Source organism: Paraburkholderia sp. BR10882, from assembly GCF_040948855.1.
GTDB classification, from domain to species: Bacteria; Pseudomonadota; Gammaproteobacteria; order Burkholderiales; family Burkholderiaceae; genus Paraburkholderia; species Paraburkholderia nodosa_A.
Genome location: NZ_JBFPKP010000002.1, coordinates 81,636 through 108,323, shown reverse-complemented (window position 1 = coordinate 108,323; position 26,688 = coordinate 81,636). Strand labels below are relative to the sequence as shown.

Below are 26,688 nucleotides of genomic sequence, written 5' to 3'. Positions count from 1 at the left end.
CACACGTATCAATGAGGAGCGAGCACGACCGCGTGCGAACCATCGTGAGCGATATCGTCCATCTTGAAGGGCTGCGAAAAGCGCCGCAGCAAGCCGACGAAATGCTCGGCGGGCTCGGCGAGCGGCTCGTTCTTGCGCGTGAGCACGCCGTAGCCCGGCAGGCTCTTGCCGATTTCGAGCGGCAGCACGACGAGCAGCTTGCCGCGTACATGGTCGCGCACGACCGGCTCGGGCAGCATGGCCACGGCGTCGAAACTTTCGAGCAGTTGCAGCGTGGCGAAGATCGAGGCCGACTCGGTGAGATTGGCGGGCGTGCCGAGACCGGCGCGCGCGAGTTCGCCTTCGAACAATTCACGCGCGGGACTCGTGATGGGCTGCGCAACCCACGGCCAGTCCATCAGTTCCGCGAGCGTGACCTGTTCGCGCCGCGCAAGCGGATGGCGCGCGCGCACCACGAGCACGAGCGTTTCCCGCGCGATCGGTTCGAAGCTGAAATCGTTGTGCTGCAGCGGCGTGGTGAGGCGCCCGAGCGCGAGATCGACTTCGCGGCGATGCAGCAGCTGCACGACCTGGTCGCTCGTTTCGCCGAGGATGCGCACGTGCAGCAGCGGCCGTTCGGTCTTGAGCGTGGCGACGGCTTGCGCGAGCAGGTCGGGCGCGGCGCCCATGATCGCGCCCACGGTGAGCTGGCCGTGCCCGCCGCGGCGCTTCACGTCGAGGTCTTCGGCAAAGCGCGTGAGTTCGGCAAGCGCGCGGCGCGCGTAGGCGAGCGTGACGACGCCGAGCGCGGTGGGCTGCATGCCGCGCGCGTTGCGCTCGAAGAGCCGGAAGCCGAACGCTTCCTCGATGTCGCTCAGCATGCGGCTCGCGCTGGGCTGTGCCACGTTGATGGCATCGGCGGCCTGATGAACGTTGCGCGCGTCGTCGAGCGCGACGAGCAGGGCAAGGTGCTTGAATCTGAGCCGGTTGACGAGTGCGACGACGGAAGTGTGATGGTTCATGGAGCGATCCGGTTTGTGCATCGCCCGATCCCAACATCGGATTGGTTGGCTATCGATGCGGGAATTATAGTCGGATCACAACGCAGCTAACCACGTAAAAACGCGTGCAACCGCGCACCGCGAAGCCAGGGCAAACACCGAGTCGACGCGTGCCCCTGCTTCGCATGAGCGGTACAAGCGCACGACGTATCAAGGCTGGACGGAGACACGATCATGGAGACAATTGCGTTTCGCATGCAGCTCGATCCCGGCAAGCGGGACGAATACGAGCGGCGTCACCGCGAAATCTGGCCCGAACTGGCGAGCGCGCTGCGCGATGCGGGCGTAAAAAATTACCGCATCTTTCTCGACGAAGCGACGCACCATCTCTTTGCCGTGCTCGAGCGCCGCGACGATCACACCATGGACGCGCTGCCCGAGCTGCCCGTCATGCGCAAATGGTGGGATTACATGGCCGACATCATGCAGACGGATGCCCACAACGTGCCGCTGCAACAGCCGCTCGTGCAGGTCTTTCATTTGCCTTGAGCACACGCGAGGAACATGCCATGCAGGTCGTCGATCCGCACGTCCACTTCTGGAACCTCGATACGCATCATTACCCGTGGCTCGCGAATCCGGGCACGTCGTTCGTCTGTGATGCGCGCGAACTCAAGCACAACTATCTGCCCGCCGACCTGTTGCGCGAGGCCGGCGACATCGACGTGCTCAAGGTCGTGCATGTCGAAGCGAATCACGATCCGGACGATCCGGTGGAAGAAACGCGCTGGCTGGAAGGGCTCGCGGATATTGCCAAGAATGCGGGGGAGCCACGTGCGTTGCCCGACGCGATCGTCGCGGCCTGCGATCTCAGTTCGCCCAATGCGCCCGCGGTGCTCGAGGCGCACGCGGCGTTTGCGCGTACGCGCGGCATTCGCCAGATTCTCAACGTTCACGAGAACCAGCTCTACGACTACGTGGGGCGGCATTACATGCGCGAGGCGGCGTGGCGCGAGAACTTCGCGCTGCTGGAGAAGCACGGTCTGTCGTTCGACCTGCAGCTATATCCCTCGCAGATGGAGGAGGCCGCCGCGCTCGCGCGTGCGCATCCCGGCATTCAGCTCGTGATCAACCACGCGGGCATGTTCGTCGACCGCAGCAGCGTGGCGGGCTACCGCGCGTGGCGCGACGGCCTGCGCCTGCTTGCGGCATGCCCGAACGTGGCCGTGAAGATCAGCGGACTGGCGATGTTCGACCATGCATGGAGCGTCGAAAGCCTGCGGCCTTATGTACTGGAAACGATCGACGCGTTCGGCGCGGATCGCGCGATGTTCGCCTCGAACTTTCCGGTCGACCGCCTGTTCGGCGGCTATTCGAAGCTTTGGCATGCGTATGCGTCGATCGTGAGCGGCGCCAGCGAGAGCGAACATACGGCGCTGTTTCGCGGCAACGCGGAACGTATCTACCGTATTTGAGTGTGCGCGCAACGACATGGAGACAGGCGTGGAAGCAGAAGCAAAAAGCAGGTCCGGCGACACTCCGCGGCTCGAACTGCGTAACGCGAGCAAGTCGTTCGGGCGCGTGCGCGCGCTCATCGACGGCAGCCTGAGCCTCATGCCCGGCGAGGTGCACGCGCTGCTCGGCGAAAACGGCGCGGGCAAGTCGACGCTCGTGAAGATCCTCGCGGGCGTGTATCAGCCCGATGGCGGCGCAATGCGCATCGACGGTGTGGAGCGCGCGTTCGCGACGCCCGCTCAGGCGCGCGACGCCGGTATCGCGGTAATTTATCAGGAACCCACACTGTTCTTTGATCTGTCGATCGCGGAGAACATCTACATGGGGCGTCAGCCCGTGGATCGCGTGGGCCGCATCGACTACGAAACGATGCATCGCGAGGTCGCGGCGCTGCTCCAGTCGCTCGGCGTCGAATTGAAGCCCGAACGGCTCGTGCGCGGACTTTCGATCGCGGACCAGCAGGTGATCGAAATTGCGAAGGCGCTTTCGCTCAACGCGAACGTACTCATCATGGACGAGCCCACGGCGGCGCTCTCGCTGCCCGAGGTCGAGCGGCTCTTTACGATCGCGCGCACGCTGCGCGACCGTGGCGTGGCGATTCTTTTCATCACGCACCGGCTCGAAGAAGTCTTCGCGCTCACGCAGCACGTGACCATCATGCGCGACGGCGCCAAGGTGTTCGACGCGCCCACGGCCACGCTCAAGACCCAGGACATCGTCGCGAAGATGGTGGGACGCGACCTTGCGACGTTCTACCCGAAGGCGGACGTGCAACCGGGCGAAGTGATGCTGCGCGTGCGCGGCCTCACGCGCCGCGGCGTCTTCAAGGACATTTCGTTCGACGTGCGCGCGGGCGAGATCGTCGCGCTCGCGGGGCTCGTGGGCGCGGGGCGCAGCGAAGTGGCGCGCGCGATATTCGGCATCGATCCGACCGACGCGGGGCAGGTGCAGATCGCGGGCAAGCCGCTGGCCTCCGGCATGCCCGCTGCCGCCGTGAAGGCCGGCCTCGCGCTCGTGCCCGAGGACCGGCGTCAGCAAGGTCTCGCGCTCGAACTGAGCATTGCGCGCAACGCCTCGCTCACGGTGCTCGGGCGGCTCGTGCGCTTCGGCCTCATCTCCACGGGGCGCGAAGTGGAGCTGGCCGGGCAATGGGGCAAGCGTCTGCGTCTGAAGGCGAGCGATCTGAACGCGCCGGTGGGCACGCTCTCCGGCGGCAACCAGCAGAAGGTGGTGCTCGGCAAGTGGCTCGCCACCGGGCCGAAGGTGCTCATCATCGACGAACCGACGCGCGGCATCGACGTGGGTGCGAAGGCCGAAGTCTACAGCGCGCTCGCGGAACTCGTGAAAGAGGGCATGGCCGTGCTGATGATTTCTAGCGAACTGCCCGAGGTGATCGGCATGGCCGACCGCGTGCTCGTCATGCACGAAGGCCGCATCACCGCCGATATCGCACGTGCCGATGCCAACGAAGAGCGCATCATGAGCGCCGCGCTCGGCGAAACCAACATTCATCTGGGGCACGCCGCATGATGCGCCATTCCACTTCTCCTCATCCCCTGCACGGCGGCGAGCCGCGCCCGCAGCGGCGCAACGCGGGTGCATTGGCCGAAGCGCTGGCGCGCAGCCGCGAGACCACGCTGTTCGTGGTGCTGCTGCTGATCGTGGGCGGTACGGCGCTCGCCCGGCCGCAATTCCTCAACCTGCAGAATCTGCGCGACGTGCTGCTCAACGTCTCCATCGTGAGCTTGCTCACGGCGGGCATGACGATCGTGATCCTGATGCGCCATATCGATCTCTCGATCGGCTCGACGGTCGGCATCAGCGCCTATGGCGTGGGCAGTCTCTACGTCGCGTTCCCGCACATGCCTGTGCTCGTGGCGCTGGTCGCGGGGCTCGCCATCGGACTCGTGGCCGGCTCGATCAACGCGCTGCTCGTGGCCGTGGGGCGCGTGCCGTCGCTCGTCGCGACGCTCTCCACGCTCTACATCTTCCGCGGCGCCGATTACGCGTGGGTGCATGGCGGCCAGATCAACGCCACGAGCCTGCCCGACGCGTTTTCGCGGCTCGCCACGGGCTCGGTGCTCGGCGTTCCGGTGTTGGCGCTCATCGCGATCGTGCTGCTTGCTGCGCTCTCCGTGTATCTGAAGCAGTTCCGGCCGGGCCGCGAATACTACGCGATCGGCTCGAACCCGGAAGCGGCGCGCCTTGCCGGTATCAACGTTGAGCGCCGCGTCGCGACGGGCTTCTTGATCAGCGGCGCGATAGCGGGCCTGGCCGGCGCGCTGTGGCTCGCCCGCTTCGGCACCGTGGACGCGAGCACCGCCAAGGGCATCGAGCTGCAGGTGGTGGCGGCCGCCGTGGTCGGCAGCGTGGCGATCACGGGCGGCGTGGGCACGATACTCGGCGCGACGCTCGGCGCGCTCGTGCTGGGCGTGATCAGCATCGCGCTCGTGGTGCTGCACGTCTCGCCGTTCTGGGAGCAGGCGATTCAGGGCACGCTGATCGTGGCCGCCATCGCCGCCGATACGCTGCTCGCCCGCTCGGTGGCAAAACGCATGATGAGGAAACGCGACCATGGCTAAGAACGCCCCGAAACCCGACGCCGCGCTGCTCACGCGCCAGCCCGGCTTGCCGCTCAGCTGGGAAGCGCTGCTCGTCGTCATTCTCATTGCATCGCTGGTGGTGGGGCGCGTGCTCTCTCCGGTTTTTCTCTCGAGGGCGAACGTCAGCAACGTGCTCGCGGACCTCACCGAAGTCGCGCTCATGGCCTTGCCGATGACGCTCATCATCGTCGCCGCCGAAATCGACCTTTCGGTGGCCTCGGTGCTCGGCGCTTCGAGCGCCTTGCTGGGCGTGCTCTGGCACATTGGCTTGCCGATGCCGGTCGCCATGGCGCTCGTGCTCGTGGCAGGCGGCCTCGCGGGTCTCTTCAACGGGCTCGTGATCGTGAAGCTCAATCTGCCTTCGCTCGCGGTGACGATCGGCACGCTCGCGCTGTTTCGCGGGCTGGCCTACGTGTTGCTCGGCGATCAGGCGATTGCCGACTTCCCGCCCGCTTATACGCTCTTTGGCATGAGCAACCTGGGCAACACGTTCATCCCGTTGCCGTTCCTGATCGTCGCGGCGTGCGCGATCGTGTTCACGGTATGGCTTCAGGCCACGGCGTTCGGCCGCAGCCTCTTCGCGATCGGTGCGAACACCACGGCCGCGTCGTTCTCGGGCATCGACGTGCCGAAGATCAAGCTGCGCCTCTTCGTGCTCTCGGGCGTCATGAGCGCGCTCGCGGGCATCGTCTATACGTTGCGCTTCACGAGCGCGCGCGGCGACAACGGCGAAGGCTTCGAGCTTTCGGTGATCGCGGCGGTGCTGTTCGGCGGCGTGAGCATTTTCGGCGGGCGCGGGTCGATGTACGGCGTGCTGCTCTCGCTGCTGATCGTCGGTGTACTGAAGAATGCGCTCACGCTCGTCGATGTGTCGAGCGAAACGCTCACGATCGTGACCGGGGCGCTGCTGCTGGCTTCGGTGCTGATCCCGAATCTCGCTGCGCGCTGGCGCACGATGCGTGACCGGCGCGCACTGGCGCGGGCGGCATGAACGAGGTGTGAAGAAGGGCAAGGAAGTCAAGAGGCAGTCAATCAGCCGGACGCGTCCGGTACCCATCGAGGAGACGATTCATGAGAAAGCCAGTACGTCACGTGTGCACGGCCCTGCTGTGCGCGATGCTAGTGGGAGGCGGTGTCGCGGCGCATGCGGCCGGCATCAAGGAAGGGTTGAAGATCGCGTTCGTGCCCAAGCAGATCAACAACCCCTACGAGGTGATCGCCGATAACGGCGGTCTGGACGCGATCAAGGAGTTCAAGGGCGAGGGCAAGGCAGTGGGTCCTTCGGACGCGGGCGCGTCCTCGCAGGTCTCGTACATCAATACGCTGACCACGCAGCACCAGGACGCGATCGTTATCGCGGCCAACGATGCGAATGCTCTCGTGCCGTATTTGAAGCGCGCGATGGATCAAGGCATCAAGGTCGTGACTTTCGACTCGGACACGGCGCCCGAAGGGCGGCAGATCTTCGTGAACCAGGCGAACGCGGAGAGCATTGGCCGCGGCCAGATCCAGCTCGTTTCGAAGCTGATGGGCGGCGAAGGCGAGTTCGCGATTCTCTCGGCCACGCCTAACGCGACGAACCAGAATACCTGGATCAAGTGGATGCAGGAAGAGCTGAAGAAGCCCGAGTATTCGAAGATGAAGCTCGTGAAGATCGCCTACGGCAACGACGACGACCAGAAGTCCTTCGTCGAGACGCAAGGCTTGCTGCAGGCGTATCCGAACCTGAAGGCGATCGTTGCGCCCACCTCGGTCGGCATCGCGGCGGCGGCGCGTTATATCTCTTCGTCGCCGAGCAAGGGCAAGGTGGTGGTGACGGGCCTCGGCACGCCTAACCAGATGCGCGCGTTCGTGAAGAACGGCACCGTGAAGGCGTTCCAGCTTTGGGATCCGGGTGCACTCGGCTACCTCGCCGCGTATGCGGCCGCCAATCTTGCTTCGGGCACCATCACGGGCAAGGAAGGCGAGTCGTTTGAAGCAGGCAAGCTCGGCAAGCGCACCATCGGCAAGAGCGGTGAAGTGATTCTCGGGCCGCCCACGACGTTCGATGCTTCGAATATCGATAACTTCAATTTCTGATTTACGTTGCTGGTTTGATTGACGTGGAGTGCTAAACGACCCGGTTTGCCGGGTCGTTTGCCCGGGTCGTTTGCTATTGGCCGTTCGTATCGGGCTTCGGGCTCACGCGCGGGGGCAGGGGCTGAGGCTCGGCCGCCATCCCCTCCACCGGATACAGATTGAGAAATGACCTCGCCTCGTCCATCGAACGGCTCGCCAGCCAGCCCTCATACTCGGAAGGCGGCACGATCACCACGGATCGTTTCTCGTCCCCGGGCTTGTGGAAACGCTTCATGAGCGGATGATCGCTCGCATTGACGGTGAGCATCGTGAACGAGTACGCCTTGCCGGCCTCGCCTTCGTCCCACTCGCGCCATAAACCGGCAATGGCGAATGGCGCGCCGTCGGCGAGACCAATGCGCCAGCGCACCGCCTTGCCGGTTTCGTAGCTCGGCTCGAAAAACGCCTCGCATGGAATCAGGCACAGCTGCAGCTTCTTCCATGCGCCGCTGAAGCTGCGCCTCTCGCCCACCGATTCGGCGCGCGCGTTCATCGTGTCGAACACCTTCACGCCGGGCGCAATCTGTTTGCGCGGCACCATGCCGAACGTCGCGAGCAGGGCTTCGCGCGCATCGGGAGTCCCGGGCAGATCGTCCGTCGGGCTCGCCCGGCGGATGACCGGCGCGGCATAGTCCTTGAAGATCTCGTCGCGCCACGGGTCGTCGGGCGGCAGGACGCCGTAGTGCCTGAAGAGGTAGTCACGGCGTGCGGCGGCGTAGTTCGTGCACATGGTCGTCTCCGTCCCGTCCTTCAAGTCGGTATGGCTAATGGATGCACGCATTTGGAGGATCGGATTGACTGTAAGCAACTGTTTTATAAAGAAAAAATTAGATCATTTATCCACATTTAGATACGTTCTGTGGGTGATATGTCACATGAAGCCCCGTTTTCGACCGTTATCAAGGGACTAGAATACATTTTCGTGCGGCGGGCGTGCAGTCTTCCGAATGGAGGGGAATTGCATTGCCGATTACGAGGGTGAGCGCTGTGTTATTGACGAGCACTGTTGCCCGGGGCGGCGCGGCTGAACGCGGCGCCTACCTGGCGCGCGCGCCGTTTGTCGCTTCCGTGCGGGTAGGTTGAGGTCGTCGCAATCGACGCGTGCCGCAGGTTGTCGCGCGCGGCCACGAGTTCGACCCCGGCGCCCAGCGCATGCGAGGCGTGGGTGTGCCGGGCATGAGGAAGGCCATCTTCCCAATCCCTGAATCCCGTTGAAATCTGCTCGGGTGCCGCCACGCACAGCGGCACGTCTGCGCGCGCGTCCCCCATGGGGTGCCCTCGTCCGCCCCTTCCTCTCTTCGCCTCACCCCCTCGCTCCCCCGTTCAGGGGATGTTCCGCCCCCTTGTCTGAGCCGAAGATGACGTCATTCGGGATGTCACTGTCCACCAGTAGTACGACAAATCTGTGCCAGCCCGCCATCCACTTTCAGACTCAAGGAGAGATTGATGCAGGACGACGTGCAGAAAGCGGCGCCTTCGGCCCATGCCTATCCGCTGTTGATCAAGCAACTGCTGCATACGCCATTCGTTCAGGCGCCGGACCAGGAGATCGTCTACCGCGGGCAGCTGCGCATGACCTATTCGACGCTTCGTGAGCGCATCGCGCGCCTCGCCAGCGGCCTGAAGGGGCTCGGCGTGCAGCATGGCACCACGGTCGCTGTGATGGACTGGGACAGCCATCGCTATCTGGAGTGCTACTTCGCCGTGCCGATGATGGGCGCCGTGCTGCAGACGGTCAATGTGCGTCTTTCGCCCGATGAAATCGCGTACACGATCGACCATGCCGGCGCCGAGGTGCTGCTCGTGCACACCGACTTTCTGCCGGTCGTCGAATCGATCAAGGACAAGCTCGAGAACGTGCACACCTTCGTCTATATCGACGAGCCGGACAGTGTGGCCGCCGCACATTCGATCGACTTCGTGGCGGAATACGAAGCGATGCTGGCGCAGAGCGAAGCGCACTACGACTTTCCCGATTTCGACGAGAACACCCGCGCCACGACGTTCTACACGACGGGCACGACCGGCCTGCCGAAAGGCGTCTACTTTTCGCATCGTCAACTCGTGCTGCATACGCTCACGCTGATGGCGGCGCTGGCGAGTCCCGTGTCCGGTCAGCGCTTCCATCGCGGCGACGTGTACATGCCGCTCACGCCGATGTTCCATGTGCACGCGTGGGGCATGCCCTATATCGCGACGATCATGGGCGTGAAGCAGGTTTATCCGGGCCGCTACATGCCGGACCGCCTGCTGCACCTGGTGCGCGACGAAGGCGTCACGTTCTCGCACTGCGTGAGCACGATTTTGCACATGCTGCTCAACAACGCCGAGTCCGAGTCGGTCGACTTGAGCAAGTGGAAGATCGTGATTGGCGGCGGAGCCTTGCCGCAGGGCCTTGCGCGCAGCGCGCTCGAACGCGGCATCGACATCTTTGCCGGCTACGGCATGTCCGAGACTGGCCCCGTGCTGAGCCTCGCACAACTGCCGATTGGCAGCGAGGCGGTCGATCTCGACGAACAGGTGCGCCTGCGCTGCAAGACGGGCTTCCCGGTTCCGCTCGTCGATCTGCGCGTCGTCGACGAGGAGATGAACGACCTCCCGCGCGACGGCAAGGCCAGTGGCGAAATCGTCGTGCGCACCCCCTGGCTCACGCAGGGCTACCTGAAGAATCCCGAGGCATCGGAGCAGCTCTGGGCGGGCGGCTATCTGCATACGCAAGACATCGCCAATATCGACCCGACCGGCAATCTGCAGATTACCGACCGCATCAAGGACGTGATCAAGTCGGGCGGCGAGTGGGTGTCGTCGCTCGAAATCGAAAGCCTGATTTCGCTGCATGCAGCCACGGCCGAAGTGGCGGTCATCGGCATCAAGGACGAGAAGTGGGGCGAGCGTCCCGTGGCGCTCGTGGTGCTCAAGCCCGGTGCCAAAGCGAGCGAGAGCGACATCAAGCAGCACGTCATGACGTTCGCCACGTCGGGCCGGATCTCGAAGTACGCCGTGCCGCAGATCGTCAAGTTCGTCGATGCACTGAAGAAGACGAGCGTCGGGAAAATCGACAAGAAGTGGCTGCGCGAGCAGTTCGCCTGATCGGTCATTCACAAGGTTAAAAGAGGAATACTCACTATGAGCATCAAGGGATACAGCATCGCCACGATCGACGACTTCGTGGGCCGCGAGCTGGGCGTATCGGAATGGGTCGTCGTCGATCAGGCACGCATTGACGCATTCGCGCACTGCACGGGCGACCGGCAATGGATTCACGTGGACGTCGAGCGCGCCAGACGCGAGAGTCCGTTTGGCGGCACGATCGCGCACGGCTATCTCACGCTTTCGCTGCTGGCCGCGCTCGCCATGGAGATCGGCATGATTCCGGAGGATGCGTCGGCGGGCCTGAACTATGGACTGGACAAGGTGCGCTTCATGACGCCGGTGAAGGCGGGCGCCCGGGTGCGCAACCGCGTGACCCTGGTGTCGGTGGAGAAGAAAGGTGGCGGGCGCATCATCGTCAAGACGATGAACGAACTGCAGATCGAAGGCGAAGACAAGCCCGCGCTGGTCGCCGAGACCCTCGCGATGCTCGTGGCGTAATTCGGGCGTTCAAGGACGCACAATGCGTCGAATAAGGAGCAGGAAAATGGCTGCAACCCCGAAAGACAATTCGCATAACGAACAGATCGACGATATCTCGGCGTCGGCAACGGAAGGCATGCTCGGCCCCAATCCGTTTGTCGGGCTGCGGCCGTGCGATATCCTGGCCACGGCGCAGCAGATCGGCGCGCAGGCCGTGCGGCAGCCCGCGCTGCTGGTCGAACAGGAAGCGGCGCTCGTGCGTAATCTGCTGGCCGTGCTGGGCGGCAATGCGAAAAGCACGCCGCCCGCAGGCGACAAGCGTTTCGCCGACCCTGCGTGGCAGGACAACACGTGGTATCGCATGGCGCTGCAGGGCTATCTGGTATGGCGCGACGCCTTGAGCGGTTTTGTCGACCGCTCGACACTGGACCGGAAGAGCAAGGAGCGCGCGCAATTCGTGATGTCGCTCTTCACCGATGCGCTTTCGCCCACGAACACGCTGCTCGGCAACCCGGCGGCGCTCAAGAAGGTCGTCGATTCGGGCGGCGCGAGCCTGATTGGCGGCCTGAAGAACGCCATGTTCGACATGCTGAAGAATCAGGGCATGCCCGCTCAGGTGGACAAGAGCGCCTTCGAGGTGGGCAAGAACCTCGGTACTTCGCCGGGCGCGGTGGTGTTTCGCAACGAAGTGCTGGAGCTGATTCAGTACAAGTCGGCCACGGAGCAGGTCTATGGCCGTCCGCAATTGATCGTGCCGCCGCAGATCAACAAGTTCTACGTGTTCGACCTCTCCGAAGGCAAGAGCATGGTCGACTACCTCGTGAAGAACGAGTTCCAGGTGTTCGCGGTGAGCTGGCGCAATCCCACGGCAGCCCAGAGCCACTGGGATATGGATACGTACGTCTCGGCGCTGCTGGAGGCCATCGAGGCGGTGCGCGACATCACTGGCAGCGACGATGTGAACCTGCACGGCGCATGCTCCGGCGCGATGACGATTTCGGCACTGCTCGGGCACCTCGCGAGCCGCGGCGACAAGACGGTCAACGCCACCACGCTGATGGTCGCCGTGCTGGACAGCACCGCCGATTCGCAGCTCGGCCTCTTCTGCACGCCCGAAGCAATCGCGGCGGCCAAGCAGAACAGCCTTGCGCGCGGCGTGCTCGCGGGCGAGGAGATGGGGCGCGTGTTCGCGTGGATGCGGCCCAACGATCTGGTGTGGAATTACTGGGTCAACAATTACCTGCTGGGCAAGACGCCGCCCGCGTTCGACATCCTCTACTGGAACAACGATACGACCCGCTTGCCCGCGCGCTTTCACGGCCAGCTGCTCGACATTTTCACGGGCAACCTGTTCAGCAAGCGCCACGCGCTTACGGTGCTCGATACGCCGATCGATCTCTCCGAGGTCACGTGCGACACCTACGTGGTGGCGGGCATGACGGATCACATCACGCCGTGGAAGGGTGTTTACAACACGGCGCGGACGTTCGGCGGCAAGACGCGCTTCGTGCTCAGCTCGAGCGGTCATATCCAGAGCCTGATCAACCCGCCGGGCAATCCGAAGGCGAAGTACTTCATGAACCCGGAACTGCCTGCGGATGCGGATGCGTGGCTCGCAAGCGCCAAGCCCGAAAAGGACTCGTGGTGGGGCAACTGGCGCGAGTGGCTGGCCAGCCGCTCGGGTGAGCGCCGCAGCGCGCCGGCATCGCTCGGCAACGAGCGTCACGCTGCGCTCGCCGACGCACCGGGAACGTACGTGACCGAGGCCTGATATACGACCCGTCGTTCTTACGCTGTGCATTGTTTTTTCAACGTAGTACTAATGGAGCTTTAATCATGGAATCTACCAATCCGACTCATCTTTTCGCCGAATACACGAAGGTTCTCGGCCAGTTCAAACTGCCGGGTGTCGATGTGGCCGCTATTCTCGAATCGCGCCGCAAGGACATCGAGGCGCTGGCCCAGGCCAACAGCGCGGCGCTCGCGGGCGTGCAGTCCCTAGGTCTGAAACAGGCTGAAATCCTGCGCACGACCATGACCGAGCTGCAGTCGCTCGTGGCGAAGCTGGGCGCGCAAGGCGCGGCGCCGGGTGCGAATGCGGGCGAAGTCGTGCAGCAGGCGCTGCATAAGGCGCTCGTCGACATGCAGGAACTCGCGGATACGGCTTACCGAGCGCAGTCGGACAGCATCGCAGTCGTGACGAAGCGTGTGGCCGAGCACGTCGAGGAGCTGAAGGCGCTCCTGCAGCCGAAGAAGTAAGAGGGTACGGCGATGCAAAACGCCGATGTTTCCAATGACGCGTCCCGCAGCGAGACACCCGTGCAAGAGGTCGAGCAGATGAGAGCAGAGGCTTGCAGTCCCGATTCGAGCGGTGGCCCGGCCAGCATGCAGATCCAGACCGTCGACATTGACGGTCAGGTCCTGCGCGTGGGCGTGCGTCACGGCAGCGACGCTTCCCCGCCGCTGCTCCTCTTCAACGGCATCGGCGCGAATCTCGAACTGGTGGAGCCGTTCGTCGAGGCGCTGGGGGACGTGGGCGTCGTCATCTTCGACGTGCCCGGTGTCGGCGGGTCGCCCGTGCCGCTCGTGCCGTACCGCTTCTCGACGCTTTCCGTGCTCGCGGACAAGCTCCTGACGCGGCTCGGCTACGACGGTCCGGTCGATGTGCTCGGGGTCTCGTGGGGCGGGGCGCTCGCGCAGCAGTTCGCGCGCCTCTACCCCACGCGTTGCCGCAGGCTCATTCTCGCGGCGACGTCGCCGGGCGTCATCATGGTGCCGGCGCGGCTCTCGGTGCTCGCGAAGATGATCGGACCGCGCCGCTACACCGACCGCAGCTATATGAAGCAGGTGGGCGCCGAGATTTATGGCGGTGCTTACCGGCGCGATCCCAGGTTGCTGGAGGAACATAGCCGGCATATCCATCCGCCGCGCGGCCGCGGCTACCTCTATCAGCTGCTCGCTGCGTCCGGCTGGACCAGCCTGCCGTGGCTCGGTGCGCTGCGTCAGCCCACGCTCGTGATGCACGGCAACGACGACCCCATCGTGCCGCTGACCAACGCGAAAATCCTGGCGGCCCGCATCCGCAACTCGACGCTCTACGTGATCGACGACGGTCACCTGTTCCTGATCGCGCGTGCGAAGGAAGTCGCGCCCGTAGTGCGCCGTTTCCTGCGCGAGGAACTGGCGTGAACGAGTCAGTCAGCGAACAAGTCGGCGCGATGACCGACGGCGACGAAAGCCCGCTGAATGCGGCTGACCAGGCACTGGCAGCACGCAAGACGCGGCGTCTCAAACGCATGCAGCGCACCGCGACAAGTCTGCTCGCGGTCGTGTTCACGGTGCTGCTCGCCTGCGTTTTCCTGCAGGCGAAATATCCGTGGCTGGCCGGACTTCCCTGGCTCAGGGCATTCGCTGAAGCCGGCACGGTGGGTGCCATCGCGGACTGGTATGCGGTGGTCGCGCTGTTCCGGCGGCCGTTCGGCCTGCCGGTTCCGCATAGCGCGATCATTCCACGAAATCAGCAGCGCATTGCGGTGAGCCTCGGCAAGTTCGTCGAGGCCAATTTTCTCGCGCCCGAGCTCATCATTGGCCGGCTGAGCGGGCATAACGCCGCGCAGGCGCTGGCCGTGTGGCTCGCCGAGCCGCGCAACAGCCGGGCCATCGGCGACGTGGTAGCCGACTCGCTGCCGCGCCTGCTGAACGGCGTCGACGACGCGCACGTCGAGCAGTTCTTCGAGCGCGTGGCCACGCCGCAACTGCGCAAGCTCGACGTTTCCCGCGCCATGGGCGAAATCCTCGAAGTCCTGACCGAAGGCAATCATCATCAGCCGCTGCTGGACCGAGGGTTGGCAGGACTGGAGCATTGGCTCGCAGCTAACGTAGACCTCATCAAGGCCAAGTTCAGCGAAGCGTCGAGATACACGCCCGCGCCGCTCGATGCGTATATCGTGAGGAAGTTCGTCGAGGGCATCGTCGCGCTGCTGCATGAAGTGGCGGCTAGCCCGGAGCACGAGCTTCGACACCAGTTCGACGAAGCGGTGCAGGACCTGATCGTCCAGTTACAGCGTTCGCCCGTGTACCGGCGTTTTGGCCGGTCGCTGATGCGCGACTGTCTCCGCCATTTCAGAAACGAGGCCTATGCGCAGCGCTTGCTGGACCACGTGCGCGCGCGCGTGATCGCCGATGTCGAACGTGACGATTCCATCGTGCGCGGCGCGCTGGCAGGCGTGCTCGCAACGCTTGGCAAAAGCGTGAGCGAGGAGAGCGCGATCCAGCACAAGCTCAACGCGTGGTGGCTGGAACTGGCGCGCGAGCTGGTGGTGCGCTATCGCCATCGACTCTCGGCGCTGATCACCGACGTCGTGAAGGGCTGGAACGCGCAGGAGGTCAGCGGCAAGATCGAGGCGGAGATCGGCCATGATCTGCAATACGTGCGGATCAACGGCACGCTGGTGGGCGGGATGGTCGGCGTGCTGCTGCATGGGCTCATGCTCGTGATCGTGAGGTGACGCCGGTGCGATTCAGACGGTCCCCACCAGTCCCAGCGATTGGGCCCGCGCCACCGCCTGCGCGCGCTTGTCCACCGAGAGCTTCACGAAGATGCTCTTCACGTGCGACTTGACGGTCTCCGGCGCGATGCCGAGCGTGCGCGCGATTTCCTTGTTCGACTGGCCGTGCGCAATCAGCCCGATGATGTCGCGCTCGCGTGCACTGAGCGCCTCGCGCTCCGCATTGCGCGCGCGCGTGTCGCCTGGCTGGTACAGTGCGCGGCTGCCGTCCAGCAGACGATCGACGTAGGCCAGCAGCGCCTTCGCTTGCGCCTCGCCGCGCAGCGCTTCACGCACGGCCTGTAGCAACGGCACGATCTGCGGCCCCTGATCGACGATGGACTGGTAGAGCCCCGCGGGCGCGGCGGCCTTCAAGACTTCGCGAAAGGTCTCGACGGCCCGCGCGCGCTCGCCTGCCGCCATCCAGACGAGCGCGAGCACCGTGCGCAGGCGCAGCGCGAGATAGCAGCCGTGCCGGCACTCGATGGCTTGCAGCGAGGCCGTCAATGTGTCGGCGGCGTCCTGCGTGCGGCCCTGTTCCATCGCGAGATATGCGCGCGCGAGCCCACGGTAGGTGGCGATCTCGGGAGCCGCGGACGTTGCGGCAGCGCTGGCCGCATCCGCAAGCCGGTCGAGCTGCGCCACGCTGGCCGCGGCTTCCACGATGCGGCCTTCGGCGAGGTTGAGCCGCGTGCGTTCGACGAGGGCGCCGGCGCTCAGGCGGTCCCATTTGCGCGCGTAGGCCAATGCCTGCGCCCGATCGATCAACGCATAGGCTTGCACGGTATCCGAACGCGCCCCGGCGGTGCGGATCAGCATCCGGTAGGCCATCAGGGCGCTGTCGAGCAGCACGGCCGCGTCGATCACGGGCATCAGGTCGCTCACCAGCGCCTCGGCTTCGTCCAGCCGGCCTTGCTCGTAGCGCAGTTGCCCGATCATCGGCGCGACCTGCGCGACGGCGATGGACTTCGGGCCGGCGTGCCGCTCCGCGAGCCGCATGGCTTCCTGAAAATAGCGCTCGGCCAGCGGGAAGTGCAGTTGCTGCATCTCCACGTGGCCCAGCAGCGTGAGCCGGTAGACCGACGCGAACACGTTGCGCGAGTCCTCTTCGATCGAATACGGAACCCACGGCACCGCGTAGAGCGCTTCCAGGCTGCCCATTTTCCAGTGTGCGAAGCGCGCGACGTTTGAGGCCACGTTGGTGGTCCAGACGTCGGTCGATGGCCGCCTGAGGCAGCTTTCGGCAAGCGCGAGGCAGGCGTGCGCGTCGTCCTGAAGGGCGGCCACGACAGAGCGGATCGCCTGGCATTCCCAGTGAACTGAGTCGGGATCAGCGCTCGACGCGGCGTCTTTCTCGATCGTATCGAGCATGGCGAGCGCTTCGTCAAAGCGCATGGCGAGCGCCATTCCCCAGGCGATGGCGAGTGTGACCTTGATCTGCGAGCGCATCAGGTGCGCCGGGAACTGCCGCTGCCAGCCGAGCAGTGTGAGCAGGTCGCCTTTCGTGACCAGCGCCATTGCGCAGCGGCCAATCAGCGAGACCGCCTCTTCGGCATCCCCCGCGGCGATGGCATGCCTGACCGCGTCTGTCCATTGCGCTTCCTGTGCGTACCACTGGCATGCGCGGCGATGCAGGTTGGCGACCTCGTCGCGGTGCTGTGTTTGCAGGCGCCGGTGCAGGTATTCGCCCATCAGATGATGGAAGCGGAACCAGGTGCCGTCGAGATCGAGCGGTTCGAGCAGCAACTGGCGCGCGGCGATCGACTCCAGCATGGCCTGGCTCGTCCTGACGCCGGTGAGCGCCTCGCACAGCGGCGCGCTCAGCCGCTCGAGTATCGAGGTGCGCAGCATGAACTCGACCATGCCGCCCGGCAGGCGCTTGACCATGTCCTCCAGATAGGCCGCAAAGGGGCGCGACGCGCCCGAGGCCGGCGCGACCTCCGCATCCGGTTTGTGTGCGGCGCGCGCCAGCACCGATGCGGAAATGCGCAATGCGGCGGCCCATCCCTCGGTGCGGGTAAAGAGCGACTTGATGCTGGATGCATGCAGCTTGCCCGGGCATTCGTGCTCGACAAAGCTGCGCGTTTCGTCGAAGTCGAAGCGCAACGTGGAGGCGTCGAGCTCCAGCAGGCTGTTGCCGGCTCGCAGGCGGCCGAGCGGCAGCGGCGGGTCGGTGCGCGTGCAGATCACCACGTGGACGTGCGACGGCGCGTTTTCGACCAGAAACGACACCGCGTCGTGGACGGCCGGCAGGCTGATCAGATGGAAGTCGTCGAGGAAGATGCAGACCTCGTCGGCGACCTCGACGAGCTCGTTGATGAGCGTCGAGACGATCGCCTGTGCCGGCACCAGCGACGCCGCTGTCGTGAGCCCGATGGCCGACGCGCCGACGTTGTCGCACGCCTGCTGCAGGGCCTGCGCGAGGTGATAGAGGAAGCGCGCGGGCTCGTCGTCTTCGCTGTCGAGCGACAGCCACGCCACCAGTACGCCCTCCCTGCGCAAGCGCTCGAGCCAGGTCAGCGCAAGCGAGGTCTTACCGAAGCCCGCCGGGGCCTTGATGACGGTGAGACGTTTGTTCTCGGCCTCCCCGGCGAGGCAGACCAGGCGCGGGCGGTCGATCAGGCCCGCGGGCAGCCGGGGCGGAAAGATCTTCGTCGCGAGCAAAACGGGAGGTCTGGCCGCGAATGCTCCTCCAGTCACCGCTCCTGACGCTTCGGTCACGTGCATGGGCTGCTCCGTGTCAGCGGGTTCGCCCCGGCTGCGTCCCCTTTTTTTTCGATCGGTCACCCCTGTATGGGGGATATTGCACCGCGTCAGCCTGAGAGACCATGGCATCTAACGAAGCGGACGGAAAAATGATAGCCCAACCGCTACGAAGCTGGTGCGGTTGAGCGCGACAAATTACGTTGCAGCGCACAAGGCCACAGCGTGGGAAGCACGGAGAACAGTTCGTTCTCCATACCATTGGGATGATCTAAAGGAGCGGAGCAGGCAATGAAAGTACTTGTACCAGTCAAGCGCGTCGTCGATGCAAACGTGAGAGTGCGCGTGAAAGCCGACGGCAGCGGTGCGGATGTCGCAAACGTGAAGTTCTCGATGAACCCCTTCGACGAGATCAGCGTGGAGGAGGCCGTTCGCCTGAAAGAGGCCGGCGCCGCGACGGAAGTGGTCGCCGTGTCCTGCGGCGTGCAGGGCTGCCAGGAAACGCTGCGTACGGCGATGGCGACGGGCGCCGACCGCGGCATCCTCGTCGAAACCGATGTGGAGCTGCAGCCGCTCGCCGTCGCGAGGCTTCTGAAGGCGCTGGTGGACAAGGAGCAGCCGCAGCTGGTGATGCTCGGCAAGCAGGCCATCGACGACGACGCGAACCAGGTCGGCCAGATGCTGGCTGCGCTGCTTGACTGGCCGCAGGCGACGTTCGCCTCGAAGGTGGAGATCGAAGGCGGCAAGGCGGTCGTGACCCGCGAGATCGACGGCGGCCTGGAGACGATCGAAGTCGACCTGCCCGCGGTGATTACCGCCGATCTCCGTCTGAACACGCCGCGCTACGCGAGCCTGCCCAACATCATGAAGGCGAAGAAGAAGCCGCTCGACGTGGTGAAGCCCGATGCGCTCGGCGTGGACGTCGCCCCGCGACTGCAAACACTGAAGGTCACCGAACCGCCGAAGCGCGAACCCGGCGTGCGCGTGGCCGACGCCGCGGAACTCGTGGCGAAGCTGCGCAGCGTGGCCCAAGTGATCTGATACGCCAAGGAAAAGGAAACAGAAATGACAGTCCTCATCATTGCAGAGCACGACAATCAGGTGCTCAAGGCAGCGACTCTGAACGCCGTGACCGCCGCCGCGCGTCTCTCGGACGACATCCATGTGCTCGTGGCCGGTTCGCGATGCGCGAACGTGGCCGAACAGGCGGCGCGCGTTGCCGGCGTGACCCGCGTACGCGTGTCCGATGCTGCCCATTATGGCCACGCGCTGGCCGAAAATCTCGCGGCGCTCGTCGTGAAGGTCGCGCCTGAATATAGCCACGTGCTCGCGCCGGCCACCACGACCGCAAAGAACGTGATGCCCCGCGTCGCCGCGCTGCTCGATGTCGCGCAAGTCTCGGACATCATCGCCGTCGAATCCGCCGATACGTTCGTGCGCCCCATCTACGCGGGCAACATTCTCGCGACCGTGCGCAGCGCCGACCGCATCAAGGTCATTACCGTGCGTACGACGGCCTTCGACGCCGCGAGCACGCAAGGCGGCGGCGCTGCCGTCGAACCGCTGGAGCCGGCGCCTGAAATGCCCGGTGCCCGTTTCGTGAGCCAGCAACTGACACGCTCCGAGCGGCCGGAGCTGACCGCTGCGCGACGCGTGGTTTCAGGCGGACGCGGGATGGCGTCCGGAGAGAACTTTGCGCTGCTCGAAGATATCGCCGGCAAGCTTGGCGCAGCGGTGGGCGCTTCGCGCGCGGCGGTCGATGCGGGGTTCGTGCCCAACGACTATCAGGTGGGACAGACCGGCAAGGTGATCGCGCCGCAACTCTACGTCGCGGTGGCCATTTCGGGTGCGATCCAGCATCTGGCCGGCATGAAGGACTCGAAGGTGATCGTTGCGATCAACAAGGATGAGGAAGCGCCGATTTTCCAGGTCTGCGATTACTGGATCGTCGGCGACCTTTTCAAGGTGCTGCCCGAACTCTCGCACGAACTGGACAAACTGCAGCAAGGCTGACGAAGGAGCCGATCATGACGACCTATATTGCCCCCCTGCGCGACATGCGCTTTGTGATGAACGAACTGGCTGGCCTCGAGGCGATCGCGGCATTGCCCGGTTTCGATGACGTCTCGCCGGAGCTCGCCGATGCCGTGCTCGACGAGGCGGCGAAGTTTGCGACCGAAGTGCTCGATCCCCTCAACAAGCCCGGCGACGCACAGGGTGCGCGCCTGACCGGGCATGGTGTGGCTGCCGCCGACGGATTCGCGCGTGCCTATGAGCAGTATGTTTCGGGCGGCTGGTGCGGCCTCGCCGGAGACCCGGAATTCGGCGGACAGGGCTTGCCTGAACTGATGCATGCAGCCGCGGTGGAGATGTGGAATTCATCGAACATGGCGTTCGCGCTGTGCCCGATGCTCACGGCGGGCGCAACGGAAGCGATCCGCCTGCACGGTTCGCAGACGCTGAAGGAGCGCTATTTGCCGAATCTCGTGAGCGGCGAATGGACCGGAACGATGAACCTGACCGAGCCACAAGCCGGCTCGGACCTCGCGGCGGTAAGAACGAAAGCCGTGCCTGAGGGGGAGCACTATCGTATCCACGGCCAGAAGATTTTCATCACGTGGGGCGATCACGACATGACCGGCAATGTGGTCCACCTCGTGCTCGCGCGCTTGCCTGACGCGCCCGAAGGCGTGCGCGGCATCTCGCTCTTCCTCGTACCCAAGTTCCTGCTGAACGACGACGGCACGCCCGGCGCTAACAACGACGTGCGCTGCATCTCTCTTGAGCACAAGCTCGGCATTCATGCGAGCCCGACTTGCGTGATGAGCTTCGGCGAAAACGGCGGCGCGATCGGTTACCTGGTCGGCCAGGAGAACAAGGGCCTGGCGCACATGTTCACGATGATGAACGAAGCGCGCCAGAAGGTGGGTATCCAGGGCCTCGCGATGGCGGAGCGCGCCTGGCAGCAGGCCCGCGAATACGCGAAGGAACGCGTGCAGGGGCGCCTCGCGAGCGGCAAGTCGCCCAACGCGGTGGCGATCGTGCATCACCCGGACGTGCGCCGCATGCTGATGACGATGAAGGCGCAGGTCGAAGCGATGCGGGCCTTTGCCTACGTGATGGCAAGCGACATGGATCGTGCGCACCGGCATCCCGACGGCGACGAGCGTGCGCGTCACCAGGCTCGCATCGATCTGCTGATTCCGGTGCTCAAGGGCTGGTGTACCGAACTGGGTGTCGAGATCGCGTCGATGGGCGTGCAGGTGCATGGCGGCATGGGCTACATCGAAGAAACGGGCGCCTGCCAGTTCCTGCGCGATGCGCGGATCGCGACGATCTACGAAGGCACGACCGGCATTCAGGCGGCAGATCTGGCCGGCCGCAAGCTGGCGGCCGATCGCGGCGCGGCAATGGCAGCGCTGATTGCACAGCTGCGCGAAGTCCTGCCCGCACTGGAGCGCAACGCCGATGCGCAAGTCGTATCGATCGGCACGCGTTTTGCCGCGGCCGTGCAGGCACTCGAAGACGCTACCGCCTGGATGCTGGGCGCGTTCGCCAAAGACGCCGATGAAGCACTCGGCAGTTCGGCGGATTACCTGATGCTCGTGGGCTATGTGTGCGGCGGCTGGCAGATGGCGCGCGCGGCGGCGGTGGCGTCGCAGAAGCTGGCGGCGCAGGAAGATCCGGAGTTCTATCAAGCCAAGCTCGCCACCGCACGGTTCTACGCGGAAAAGATCCTGCCCAAGGCGTCTGCGTTGCTGGAGGCGATCAAGGCCGGCACATCGGGCGCGGTCGTCATCGAACAGCTGTAAAGCAGTTGCACGGAATTTTCAGAAACCTCCGTTGAAGTCAATTCGGAATCCATATCAAAATGAAAGTGAAGAAATTCGTATGTCTCGCCCTGATACCCGGGGCGATATGCAGTAGCGCGATGGCCCAGAGTGCGGGCAGCCTCATCACCAGCGTGGGTGGGGCGTGGCTCGACTTCGGGCAATCGTCGGCGACGCCCATGACAAGCACCACGGCGTTCGGCACCTATACTTCGCCGGGCACGGGCGGGCAGATCCACAATACGTTCACCGCCGAACTCTCGATGACGTATTTCGTCACGGACCACATCGCGCTCGATCTGGCGAGCGGCATACCGCCCAAGCTCAAGCTCTATGCGCAGGGCAGGGTGACGCCAGTCGGGCCGAGCGGTCCGGGGCTCGACCTGGGCAACCTGCAGCCGCTCGCCACCACGCGATCATGGCCGCCGATCCTCTTCGTGAAGTATTACCTTGGGGATGCGCAGTCGAAATTCCGGCCGTTCGCGGGCGTGGGCGTGAATTACACATGGTATTCCCATACCGAACTCAACTCGACTTTTAGCGGCGCATTGCAGCGGTTCGCCGGGCCGGGCAGCCATGTCGAAAGCTCCTTGAGTCCGTCCTGGAATCCAGCGTTCAATGCGGGCGCCTCGTACAATTTCAGCAAGAACTGGTACGCCACGGCGTCGGTCACCTATTTACCGCTCAAGACGAATGCGACAGTGACGGCCTATGCCGCCAATGGACAGCCTGCGCTCACGAACAAGACGCGAATCACTGCGAATCCATGGATTACGTTCGTGGGGGTTGGATACCGATTTTGATCAGACTGGGTGCGCGACTCGTTCGGCCCGGCGCTCGCGCCCCCCTCCATCGACATGGATAAGTGGCTAACACCATTGTGCAATTGAGTTGCCGACCGCTTTGCGCTTAAGCTTCTATTGCTGGTCGAGCCGGCGAGCCGATCGTTCAAGGAGAAGATGCTCGTGAAAGTCTCTCATTTGCCTCGATGCGTCGCCCTCGGCGCAGCGTTCGTCTCGAATGCGATTTATGCACAGGAGATCGGCGCCAGCCTCGATTGCCATCTCGGTCCCCACACGTTCATCGAGCAACTGGTCGATGAAAAGGAGATCGATCCTGTACCAATGAAAGTGTCGGCCAACTCGGTTAACGCGTACCGGCTCAGGCCGAATCAGAACTTGACGGCACTCGGATTCAAGGTGCGAGCCGTCTTCGGCTTCTCCCCGAACGACGCCATGTTCACCCAGAAAATCAGCGAAGGTGAAACGCCCCATCGCGTCTATGGTGTCGTCGTCATGGCAGGGAAAGAGGCGGTCAGCGAACGCATTCGCGAAACGGGTAGCCCGGCGACGGTAAGGGAAGTCATGCCGCTCGTCATGACGGCGGTCGTTTGCGACAAATAGCCTTGCCCCCGAACACATCATACCCCGTGAATCATTCCCGCCGGCCGGTCAGAATGGCGGGTGACACTCGAAGGTCAACTCCGTTCCTTGTTGTTCCAGTTCGCGCCCGCTGCGTATGAAATCCGACCGGGTGCCGACCTGCATGCCGCGTTTGGTGCAGTAGTCACTGGCGCTGCTGACGGCCTTTCGATATGCGCTGACCCACGACAGTCGAGCGCCCCGCGTACTGGTGGTGACGGTAAACACATTCGGCTTGTCGGTAGCGGCGACATCCGAAGTGCTGGTGCAGGCCGCCAGTGATAGGACACAGGCGGCGAGCGACGAGCAGATGAGCGGATTTTGCAATCCGCTCCGGGCGATACCCAATAGCGCGAGGCTGCTCACAGCGACTGCCCGGATGCGACGGTCGCAGACGGTGCCTCGGCAATGGCCGCTGCGCGCTGCGCGAGAATCTTGACAATAAAGTCCCAGGCCATCAACAGGGCACCCATGGCGAACACGATGTCACCCGGCATGCGCATCCACTGCCAGAAGGTGGTGGTGCTGTAGAACTCGAGGCTTCGCGCATACGCATAGCCGTGCGTGTAAACCGCCAGCAGTTGCGGCCAGCCAACCGGGTAGAAGTTCATCGCGATCCACATTACGAGGCCGCCGTTGTAGAGCCAGAATGCCCATACGCCGCAGCGGTCGCTCCACGCGCGATGGCCGTTCAAGTAGCGCAGGACCATGTAGATCAGACCAATGGCGAGCAACCCGAACGCGCCGAACATCGACGTATGCGCGTGGTTCAGCGTGAGGAAGGTGCCATGCTCGTAATAGTTGACCAGCGGCGCATTGAGCGTGCCGCCGCCGAACACCCCGGCGCCCACGAAGTTCCAGAATGCAGAGCCGAGAATGTAGAGATAGGCAAGTCGATACGGGAAATCCTTTTCGTGCTGGATGTGGCGCTGCTGCTCGATGGCTTCCAGCACCAGCAGGAACAGCGGCAAGACCTCGAGGAACGAGAACATGCTGCCGAAACTCACCCAGAGGCTCGGTTCGCCTGCCCAGTACATATGATGGCCAGTGCCGAGCACCCCGCCGACCATAATGAGGATCCATTCGAACAGCACTGCGCGCTCGACCATCTGCCGCGACACCAGTTCCAGCGCCATGAGGAAGTAGCCGGTCACCGCTGCTGCGAACAACTCGAAGGCAAGCTCGACCCAGAGGTGCACGACCCACCAGCGCCAGAAATCGGTGATCGAGAACGACGGGTTGGGCGAGCCGAACGGAATCATGCCGAATACATAGAGCACCGTGACGCTCAGCGTGGCGGCCCAGAGAAGATGCTCGATGCGGAACAGGCCGTAGAGCGTTCCGCCGCTTTGCCTGAACAGGGCTTTGAGGGTGGGCCAGAATGCACGCAGCAAAACCAGACACCAGACGGCGAGGCCAACAAAGAAGAGCACCTGCCAGAAGCGGCCCAACTCGAGATACGACAGTCCCTGGTTACCGAACCAGAACCAGTGTGCGCGGATGATGCCCATCACACCGAGGTAGTCGCCGATCAGCGCCCCCGCCACGATGAGCACCAGTACCCAGAAGATGAGGTTCACCATCGCACGCTGCCCGGCAGGTTCACGCTTGCCGATCAGAGGCGCGAGGAAGAGTCCTCCAGCGATCCAGCTCACGCCGATCCACACTATCGGCGCCTGCAGGTGGACGCTGCGCAGGGCGGCAAACGGCAGCCATTTGTCCACTTCGATGCCGTAAAAGCTGGTGCGATCGGTGTAGTAGTGCGCCATGATCGAACCCGCGAGAATCTGCACCAGCAGGACAGCGGCCACCACCAAAAAATACTTCCAGAGCGCACGCTGACTGGGTGTGGGTTCCTTGAAGCCTCGCAGCACCGGTTCGAAAGTCTCATTCGCGGCCTTGGGCTCGATCCAGAGGCGAAAGATCATCAGGATCGCGCCAATCGCGAAAAATATCATCGTGAACGAGATCCACGTCCACTGGAACGTGGCAGCAGTGGGGGAGTTGCCGACCAGCGGCTCGGGCGGCCAGTTGACTGTCCACGAATAGTCCTTGCCGGGGCGGCGGGCGACGGTCGTGAGCGACGAATACAGGATGAAGCTCGCGGTTTGCATTGCTGAGGACGCGTCGAGCGAACGTGCCCCCGTATACCCTTGCGCAAGGTTGTCGCTGAGCAGCGCTGTGCTGATGCGTGGCCGCAACGTCTGAATCGCCTGAGCCACGCTGTCCGGAAGCACAACCTGCTGCTGACTCAGATCGATGCCCTGAAGTTGTGCCTGCATGGTACGCGTGACGCTTGCCTGCTGATCGGCCGTCGCGGCGTCAAACGACTTGCCGTAGCGAGATAACGCCAGATTGTTGCGCACCTCCTTCGCCAGCTCGACGAGGTACTTGGCGGTGAAATCCTCGCCAAAGTAGGACCCCATGCCATACAGGCTGCCGAAATCCATCAGATCCGCTTGCTGAAATCCCGACTTGCCCGCGACGATATCGGCGTAGCTCATCACCGGTGCGCGGTTGGGCGCGACCATCTGCTGTGGCAGTGGCGCTGCCTGCTGATAGGTGGCGCGCGTTGCCAGGATCATTCCCACCCAGCAGAGCGCGGTGACCACGATGAAAACCCAGATCAGGACCCGGCTCGTGCGATCTTGCGGACAACGATTGCCCGCGGTGAGCGGCGGCTTTGCATTCATGGTTCCATTCCTTCGCGAAATGCCCGTGCACAGTCTTCGGCGATCAAATACTCGTTTGCGATTCCGAGTATCAGTCCTTTGCGGCTGCCAAGTGGCGGATTGGATAGATCTGGAGTGTGATCGGTTTAAATCTCAACAAGTGATAAGGAGTCCAAATGCGGGTGATAGCAATTGACCTCCGGCGCCACGAGAGCCGTGCAGCACCCGGAGCGGATATCATCATGTCGCAATTGCGAAAACAAGAAAATCGTACCAACGGCTCGCGTAGCCCCCCAGAAGGGTAGTGGGATCATACATGTGTATGTTGGGAGTCGTTCCGGGTTAGAAAAACGCGTTGGACGTTTCAGGCCGGTTGCGCCGGTACGATCCGGATGGCTATGAATTCACTGCGGGGGAGTTGTCGTTGCGTGGTGGCGCGCCATGCCGAGCCACCACGACTCACTCAGCGTTGGCGCTTGCTTCAATCACGGGCAATCGACATTGAAACGTTGCACCGTGCCCGGCGTTGTTGAATGCCAATATGGTTCCGCCATGTGCATCGATGATCGAACGGCACATCGCGAGACCTATCCCCTTGCCACCGCGTGTCGTCGTGAAAAAAGCGTCGAACAACCGATAGGCATGCTCCGGCGCGATTCCGATGCCGGTATCGCGCACGTTGACGGTCGAACTGACCGTCGCCGCGATCATCGACAACTGGGTCTC

The 26,688-nt window shown here is 63.8% G+C and carries 23 protein-coding genes and 1 pseudogene; 17 read left to right on the top strand and 7 right to left on the bottom strand.

Annotated elements, in window-relative coordinates:
- Positions 1-8: 8 nt before the first annotated feature.
- Positions 9-1,001: a LysR family transcriptional regulator gene (locus tag AB3X99_RS05405; protein WP_069266186.1), complete on the bottom strand. Its 993-nt coding sequence runs from the start codon at positions 999-1,001 to the stop codon at positions 9-11.
- Positions 1,002-1,214: 213 nt separating this feature from the next.
- Here AB3X99_RS05405 and rhaM point away from each other — a divergent pair, with 213 nt between their 5' ends.
- The 6 genes from rhaM (at position 1,215) to rhaS (ending at position 7,177) form a co-directional block, all read left to right on the top strand.
- Positions 1,215-1,529 carry an L-rhamnose mutarotase gene (gene rhaM / locus AB3X99_RS05400; RefSeq protein WP_321909459.1) on the top strand — a complete coding sequence of 105 codons (315 nt, stop codon included), beginning with the start codon at positions 1,215-1,217 and terminating at the stop codon, positions 1,527-1,529.
- A gap of 20 nt (positions 1,530-1,549) precedes the next feature.
- On the top strand, positions 1,550-2,455 hold the full coding sequence (locus tag AB3X99_RS05395) for an amidohydrolase (RefSeq protein WP_069266102.1): 906 nt from the start codon (positions 1,550-1,552) through the stop codon (positions 2,453-2,455).
- A gap of 28 nt (positions 2,456-2,483) precedes the next feature.
- Positions 2,484-4,025 (top strand): sugar ABC transporter ATP-binding protein, encoded by a 1,542-nt coding sequence (locus AB3X99_RS05390; RefSeq protein ID WP_368616324.1) that lies wholly within the window; start codon positions 2,484-2,486, stop codon positions 4,023-4,025.
- Positions 4,022-5,077 carry an ABC transporter permease gene (locus AB3X99_RS05385; protein WP_342947117.1) on the top strand — a complete coding sequence of 352 codons (1,056 nt, stop codon included), beginning with the start codon at positions 4,022-4,024 and terminating at the stop codon, positions 5,075-5,077. Before AB3X99_RS05390 ends, AB3X99_RS05385 begins: the two co-directional genes overlap by 4 nt.
- A complete protein-coding gene (locus tag AB3X99_RS05380; protein WP_368616323.1) occupies positions 5,070-6,089 on the top strand; it encodes an ABC transporter permease in 1,020 nt (339 codons plus the stop codon). The genes AB3X99_RS05385 and AB3X99_RS05380 overlap by 8 nt, the downstream gene beginning before the upstream one ends.
- 80 nt (positions 6,090-6,169) lie before the next feature.
- Positions 6,170-7,177 carry a rhamnose ABC transporter substrate-binding protein gene (rhaS, locus tag AB3X99_RS05375; RefSeq protein WP_069266098.1) on the top strand — a complete coding sequence of 336 codons (1,008 nt, stop codon included), beginning with the start codon at positions 6,170-6,172 and terminating at the stop codon, positions 7,175-7,177.
- A gap of 73 nt (positions 7,178-7,250) precedes the next feature.
- On the opposite strand, the gene AB3X99_RS05370 is transcribed toward rhaS, so the two are convergent.
- Positions 7,251-7,946: an SOS response-associated peptidase gene (locus tag AB3X99_RS05370; RefSeq protein ID WP_368616322.1), complete on the bottom strand. Its 696-nt coding sequence runs from the start codon at positions 7,944-7,946 to the stop codon at positions 7,251-7,253.
- Positions 7,947-8,206: 260 nt separating this feature from the next.
- Positions 8,207-8,389, bottom strand: a pseudogene (locus AB3X99_RS05365) (site-specific integrase); the annotation flags it as partial.
- A 273-nt stretch (positions 8,390-8,662) separates the two neighbouring features.
- On the opposite strand from AB3X99_RS05365, the gene AB3X99_RS05360 reads away from it, so the two are divergent.
- The 6 genes from AB3X99_RS05360 to AB3X99_RS05335 all read left to right on the top strand — a co-directional run bounded on the left by AB3X99_RS05360 (position 8,663) and on the right by AB3X99_RS05335 (position 15,297).
- Positions 8,663-10,306 carry a fatty acid--CoA ligase gene (locus tag AB3X99_RS05360; RefSeq protein WP_368616321.1) on the top strand — a complete coding sequence of 548 codons (1,644 nt, stop codon included), beginning with the start codon at positions 8,663-8,665 and terminating at the stop codon, positions 10,304-10,306.
- A 36-nt stretch (positions 10,307-10,342) separates the two neighbouring features.
- Positions 10,343-10,807, top strand: coding sequence for a MaoC family dehydratase (locus AB3X99_RS05355; RefSeq protein ID WP_368603427.1), 465 nt, complete (start codon positions 10,343-10,345; stop codon positions 10,805-10,807).
- Between the two features lie 46 nt (positions 10,808-10,853).
- Positions 10,854-12,560 (top strand): alpha/beta fold hydrolase, encoded by a 1,707-nt coding sequence (locus AB3X99_RS05350; RefSeq protein ID WP_368616320.1) that lies wholly within the window; start codon positions 10,854-10,856, stop codon positions 12,558-12,560.
- A gap of 65 nt (positions 12,561-12,625) precedes the next feature.
- A complete protein-coding gene (phaP, locus tag AB3X99_RS05345; RefSeq protein WP_176365821.1) occupies positions 12,626-13,048 on the top strand; it encodes a TIGR01841 family phasin in 423 nt (140 codons plus the stop codon).
- 78 nt (positions 13,049-13,126) lie between these two features.
- Positions 13,127-13,978, top strand: a complete 852-nt coding sequence (phaZ, locus tag AB3X99_RS05340) for a poly(3-hydroxyalkanoate) depolymerase (RefSeq protein ID WP_368591589.1) — start codon at positions 13,127-13,129, stop codon at positions 13,976-13,978.
- Positions 13,975-15,297 (top strand): DUF445 domain-containing protein, encoded by a 1,323-nt coding sequence (locus AB3X99_RS05335; protein ID WP_368616319.1) that lies wholly within the window; start codon positions 13,975-13,977, stop codon positions 15,295-15,297. Before phaZ ends, AB3X99_RS05335 begins: the two co-directional genes overlap by 4 nt.
- A gap of 12 nt (positions 15,298-15,309) precedes the next feature.
- Here AB3X99_RS05335 and AB3X99_RS05330 read toward each other — a convergent pair whose 3' ends face one another.
- The gene (locus AB3X99_RS05330; protein ID WP_368616318.1) at positions 15,310-18,063 is read right to left on the bottom strand and encodes a LuxR C-terminal-related transcriptional regulator; all 2,754 of its coding nucleotides are present in this window, start codon (positions 18,061-18,063) and stop codon (positions 15,310-15,312) included.
- A gap of 267 nt (positions 18,064-18,330) precedes the next feature.
- Between AB3X99_RS05330 and AB3X99_RS05325 the strand changes: the two genes are divergently transcribed.
- The 5 genes from AB3X99_RS05325 (at position 18,331) to AB3X99_RS05305 (ending at position 23,272) form a co-directional block, all read left to right on the top strand.
- Positions 18,331-19,080, top strand: coding sequence for an electron transfer flavoprotein subunit beta/FixA family protein (locus tag AB3X99_RS05325; RefSeq protein ID WP_368603432.1), 750 nt, complete (start codon positions 18,331-18,333; stop codon positions 19,078-19,080).
- Between the two features lie 24 nt (positions 19,081-19,104).
- On the top strand, positions 19,105-20,052 hold the full coding sequence (locus AB3X99_RS05320) for an electron transfer flavoprotein subunit alpha/FixB family protein (RefSeq protein ID WP_368616317.1): 948 nt from the start codon (positions 19,105-19,107) through the stop codon (positions 20,050-20,052).
- Between the two features lie 14 nt (positions 20,053-20,066).
- Entirely contained in the window at positions 20,067-21,851 is a 1,785-nt protein-coding gene (locus AB3X99_RS05315) for an acyl-CoA dehydrogenase C-terminal domain-containing protein (RefSeq protein WP_368616316.1), read from the top strand.
- Between the two features lie 119 nt (positions 21,852-21,970).
- Positions 21,971-22,672 (top strand): OmpW family protein, encoded by a 702-nt coding sequence (locus tag AB3X99_RS05310; protein ID WP_368603435.1) that lies wholly within the window; start codon positions 21,971-21,973, stop codon positions 22,670-22,672.
- 156 nt (positions 22,673-22,828) lie between these two features.
- Positions 22,829-23,272 (top strand): hypothetical protein, encoded by a 444-nt coding sequence (locus tag AB3X99_RS05305; protein WP_368603436.1) that lies wholly within the window; start codon positions 22,829-22,831, stop codon positions 23,270-23,272.
- Between the two features lie 48 nt (positions 23,273-23,320).
- Here AB3X99_RS05305 and AB3X99_RS05300 read toward each other — a convergent pair whose 3' ends face one another.
- The 3 genes from AB3X99_RS05300 to AB3X99_RS05290 form a co-directional block, all read right to left on the bottom strand.
- The gene (locus tag AB3X99_RS05300) at positions 23,321-23,617 is read right to left on the bottom strand and encodes a hypothetical protein (RefSeq protein ID WP_368616315.1); all 297 of its coding nucleotides are present in this window, start codon (positions 23,615-23,617) and stop codon (positions 23,321-23,323) included.
- Between the two features lie 35 nt (positions 23,618-23,652).
- On the bottom strand, positions 23,653-25,983 hold the full coding sequence (locus AB3X99_RS05295; protein WP_368616314.1) for a nitric-oxide reductase large subunit: 2,331 nt from the start codon (positions 25,981-25,983) through the stop codon (positions 23,653-23,655).
- 438 nt (positions 25,984-26,421) lie between these two features.
- Positions 26,422-26,673, bottom strand: coding sequence for an ATP-binding protein (locus AB3X99_RS05290; RefSeq protein ID WP_368616712.1), 252 nt, complete (start codon positions 26,671-26,673; stop codon positions 26,422-26,424).
- Positions 26,674-26,688 lie beyond the last annotated feature (15 nt).

Coding starts and splice junctions, on each gene's coding strand:
- AB3X99_RS05405 (WP_069266186.1), bottom strand. CDS start 1,001: ATGAACCATCACACTTCCGTCGTCGCACTCGTCAACCGGCTCAGATTC.
- AB3X99_RS05320 (WP_368616317.1), top strand. CDS start 19,105: ATGACAGTCCTCATCATTGCAGAGCACGACAATCAGGTGCTCAAGGCA.
- AB3X99_RS05290 (WP_368616712.1), bottom strand. CDS start 26,673: ATGATCGCGGCGACGGTCAGTTCGACCGTCAACGTGCGCGATACCGGC.
- AB3X99_RS05380 (WP_368616323.1), top strand. CDS start 5,070: ATGGCTAAGAACGCCCCGAAACCCGACGCCGCGCTGCTCACGCGCCAG.
- AB3X99_RS05330 (WP_368616318.1), bottom strand. CDS start 18,063: ATGCACGTGACCGAAGCGTCAGGAGCGGTGACTGGAGGAGCATTCGCG.
- AB3X99_RS05295 (WP_368616314.1), bottom strand. CDS start 25,983: ATGAATGCAAAGCCGCCGCTCACCGCGGGCAATCGTTGTCCGCAAGAT.
- AB3X99_RS05315 (WP_368616316.1), top strand. CDS start 20,067: ATGACGACCTATATTGCCCCCCTGCGCGACATGCGCTTTGTGATGAAC.
- AB3X99_RS05305 (WP_368603436.1), top strand. CDS start 22,829: ATGCTCGTGAAAGTCTCTCATTTGCCTCGATGCGTCGCCCTCGGCGCA.
- AB3X99_RS05350 (WP_368616320.1), top strand. CDS start 10,854: ATGGCTGCAACCCCGAAAGACAATTCGCATAACGAACAGATCGACGAT.
- AB3X99_RS05385 (WP_342947117.1), top strand. CDS start 4,022: ATGATGCGCCATTCCACTTCTCCTCATCCCCTGCACGGCGGCGAGCCG.
- phaP (WP_176365821.1), top strand. CDS start 12,626: ATGGAATCTACCAATCCGACTCATCTTTTCGCCGAATACACGAAGGTT.
- AB3X99_RS05395 (WP_069266102.1), top strand. CDS start 1,550: ATGCAGGTCGTCGATCCGCACGTCCACTTCTGGAACCTCGATACGCAT.
- rhaS (WP_069266098.1), top strand. CDS start 6,170: ATGAGAAAGCCAGTACGTCACGTGTGCACGGCCCTGCTGTGCGCGATG.
- AB3X99_RS05310 (WP_368603435.1), top strand. CDS start 21,971: ATGGCCCAGAGTGCGGGCAGCCTCATCACCAGCGTGGGTGGGGCGTGG.
- phaZ (WP_368591589.1), top strand. CDS start 13,127: ATGAGAGCAGAGGCTTGCAGTCCCGATTCGAGCGGTGGCCCGGCCAGC.
- AB3X99_RS05360 (WP_368616321.1), top strand. CDS start 8,663: ATGCAGGACGACGTGCAGAAAGCGGCGCCTTCGGCCCATGCCTATCCG.
- rhaM (WP_321909459.1), top strand. CDS start 1,215: ATGGAGACAATTGCGTTTCGCATGCAGCTCGATCCCGGCAAGCGGGAC.
- AB3X99_RS05370 (WP_368616322.1), bottom strand. CDS start 7,946: ATGTGCACGAACTACGCCGCCGCACGCCGTGACTACCTCTTCAGGCAC.
- AB3X99_RS05325 (WP_368603432.1), top strand. CDS start 18,331: ATGAAAGTACTTGTACCAGTCAAGCGCGTCGTCGATGCAAACGTGAGA.
- AB3X99_RS05355 (WP_368603427.1), top strand. CDS start 10,343: ATGAGCATCAAGGGATACAGCATCGCCACGATCGACGACTTCGTGGGC.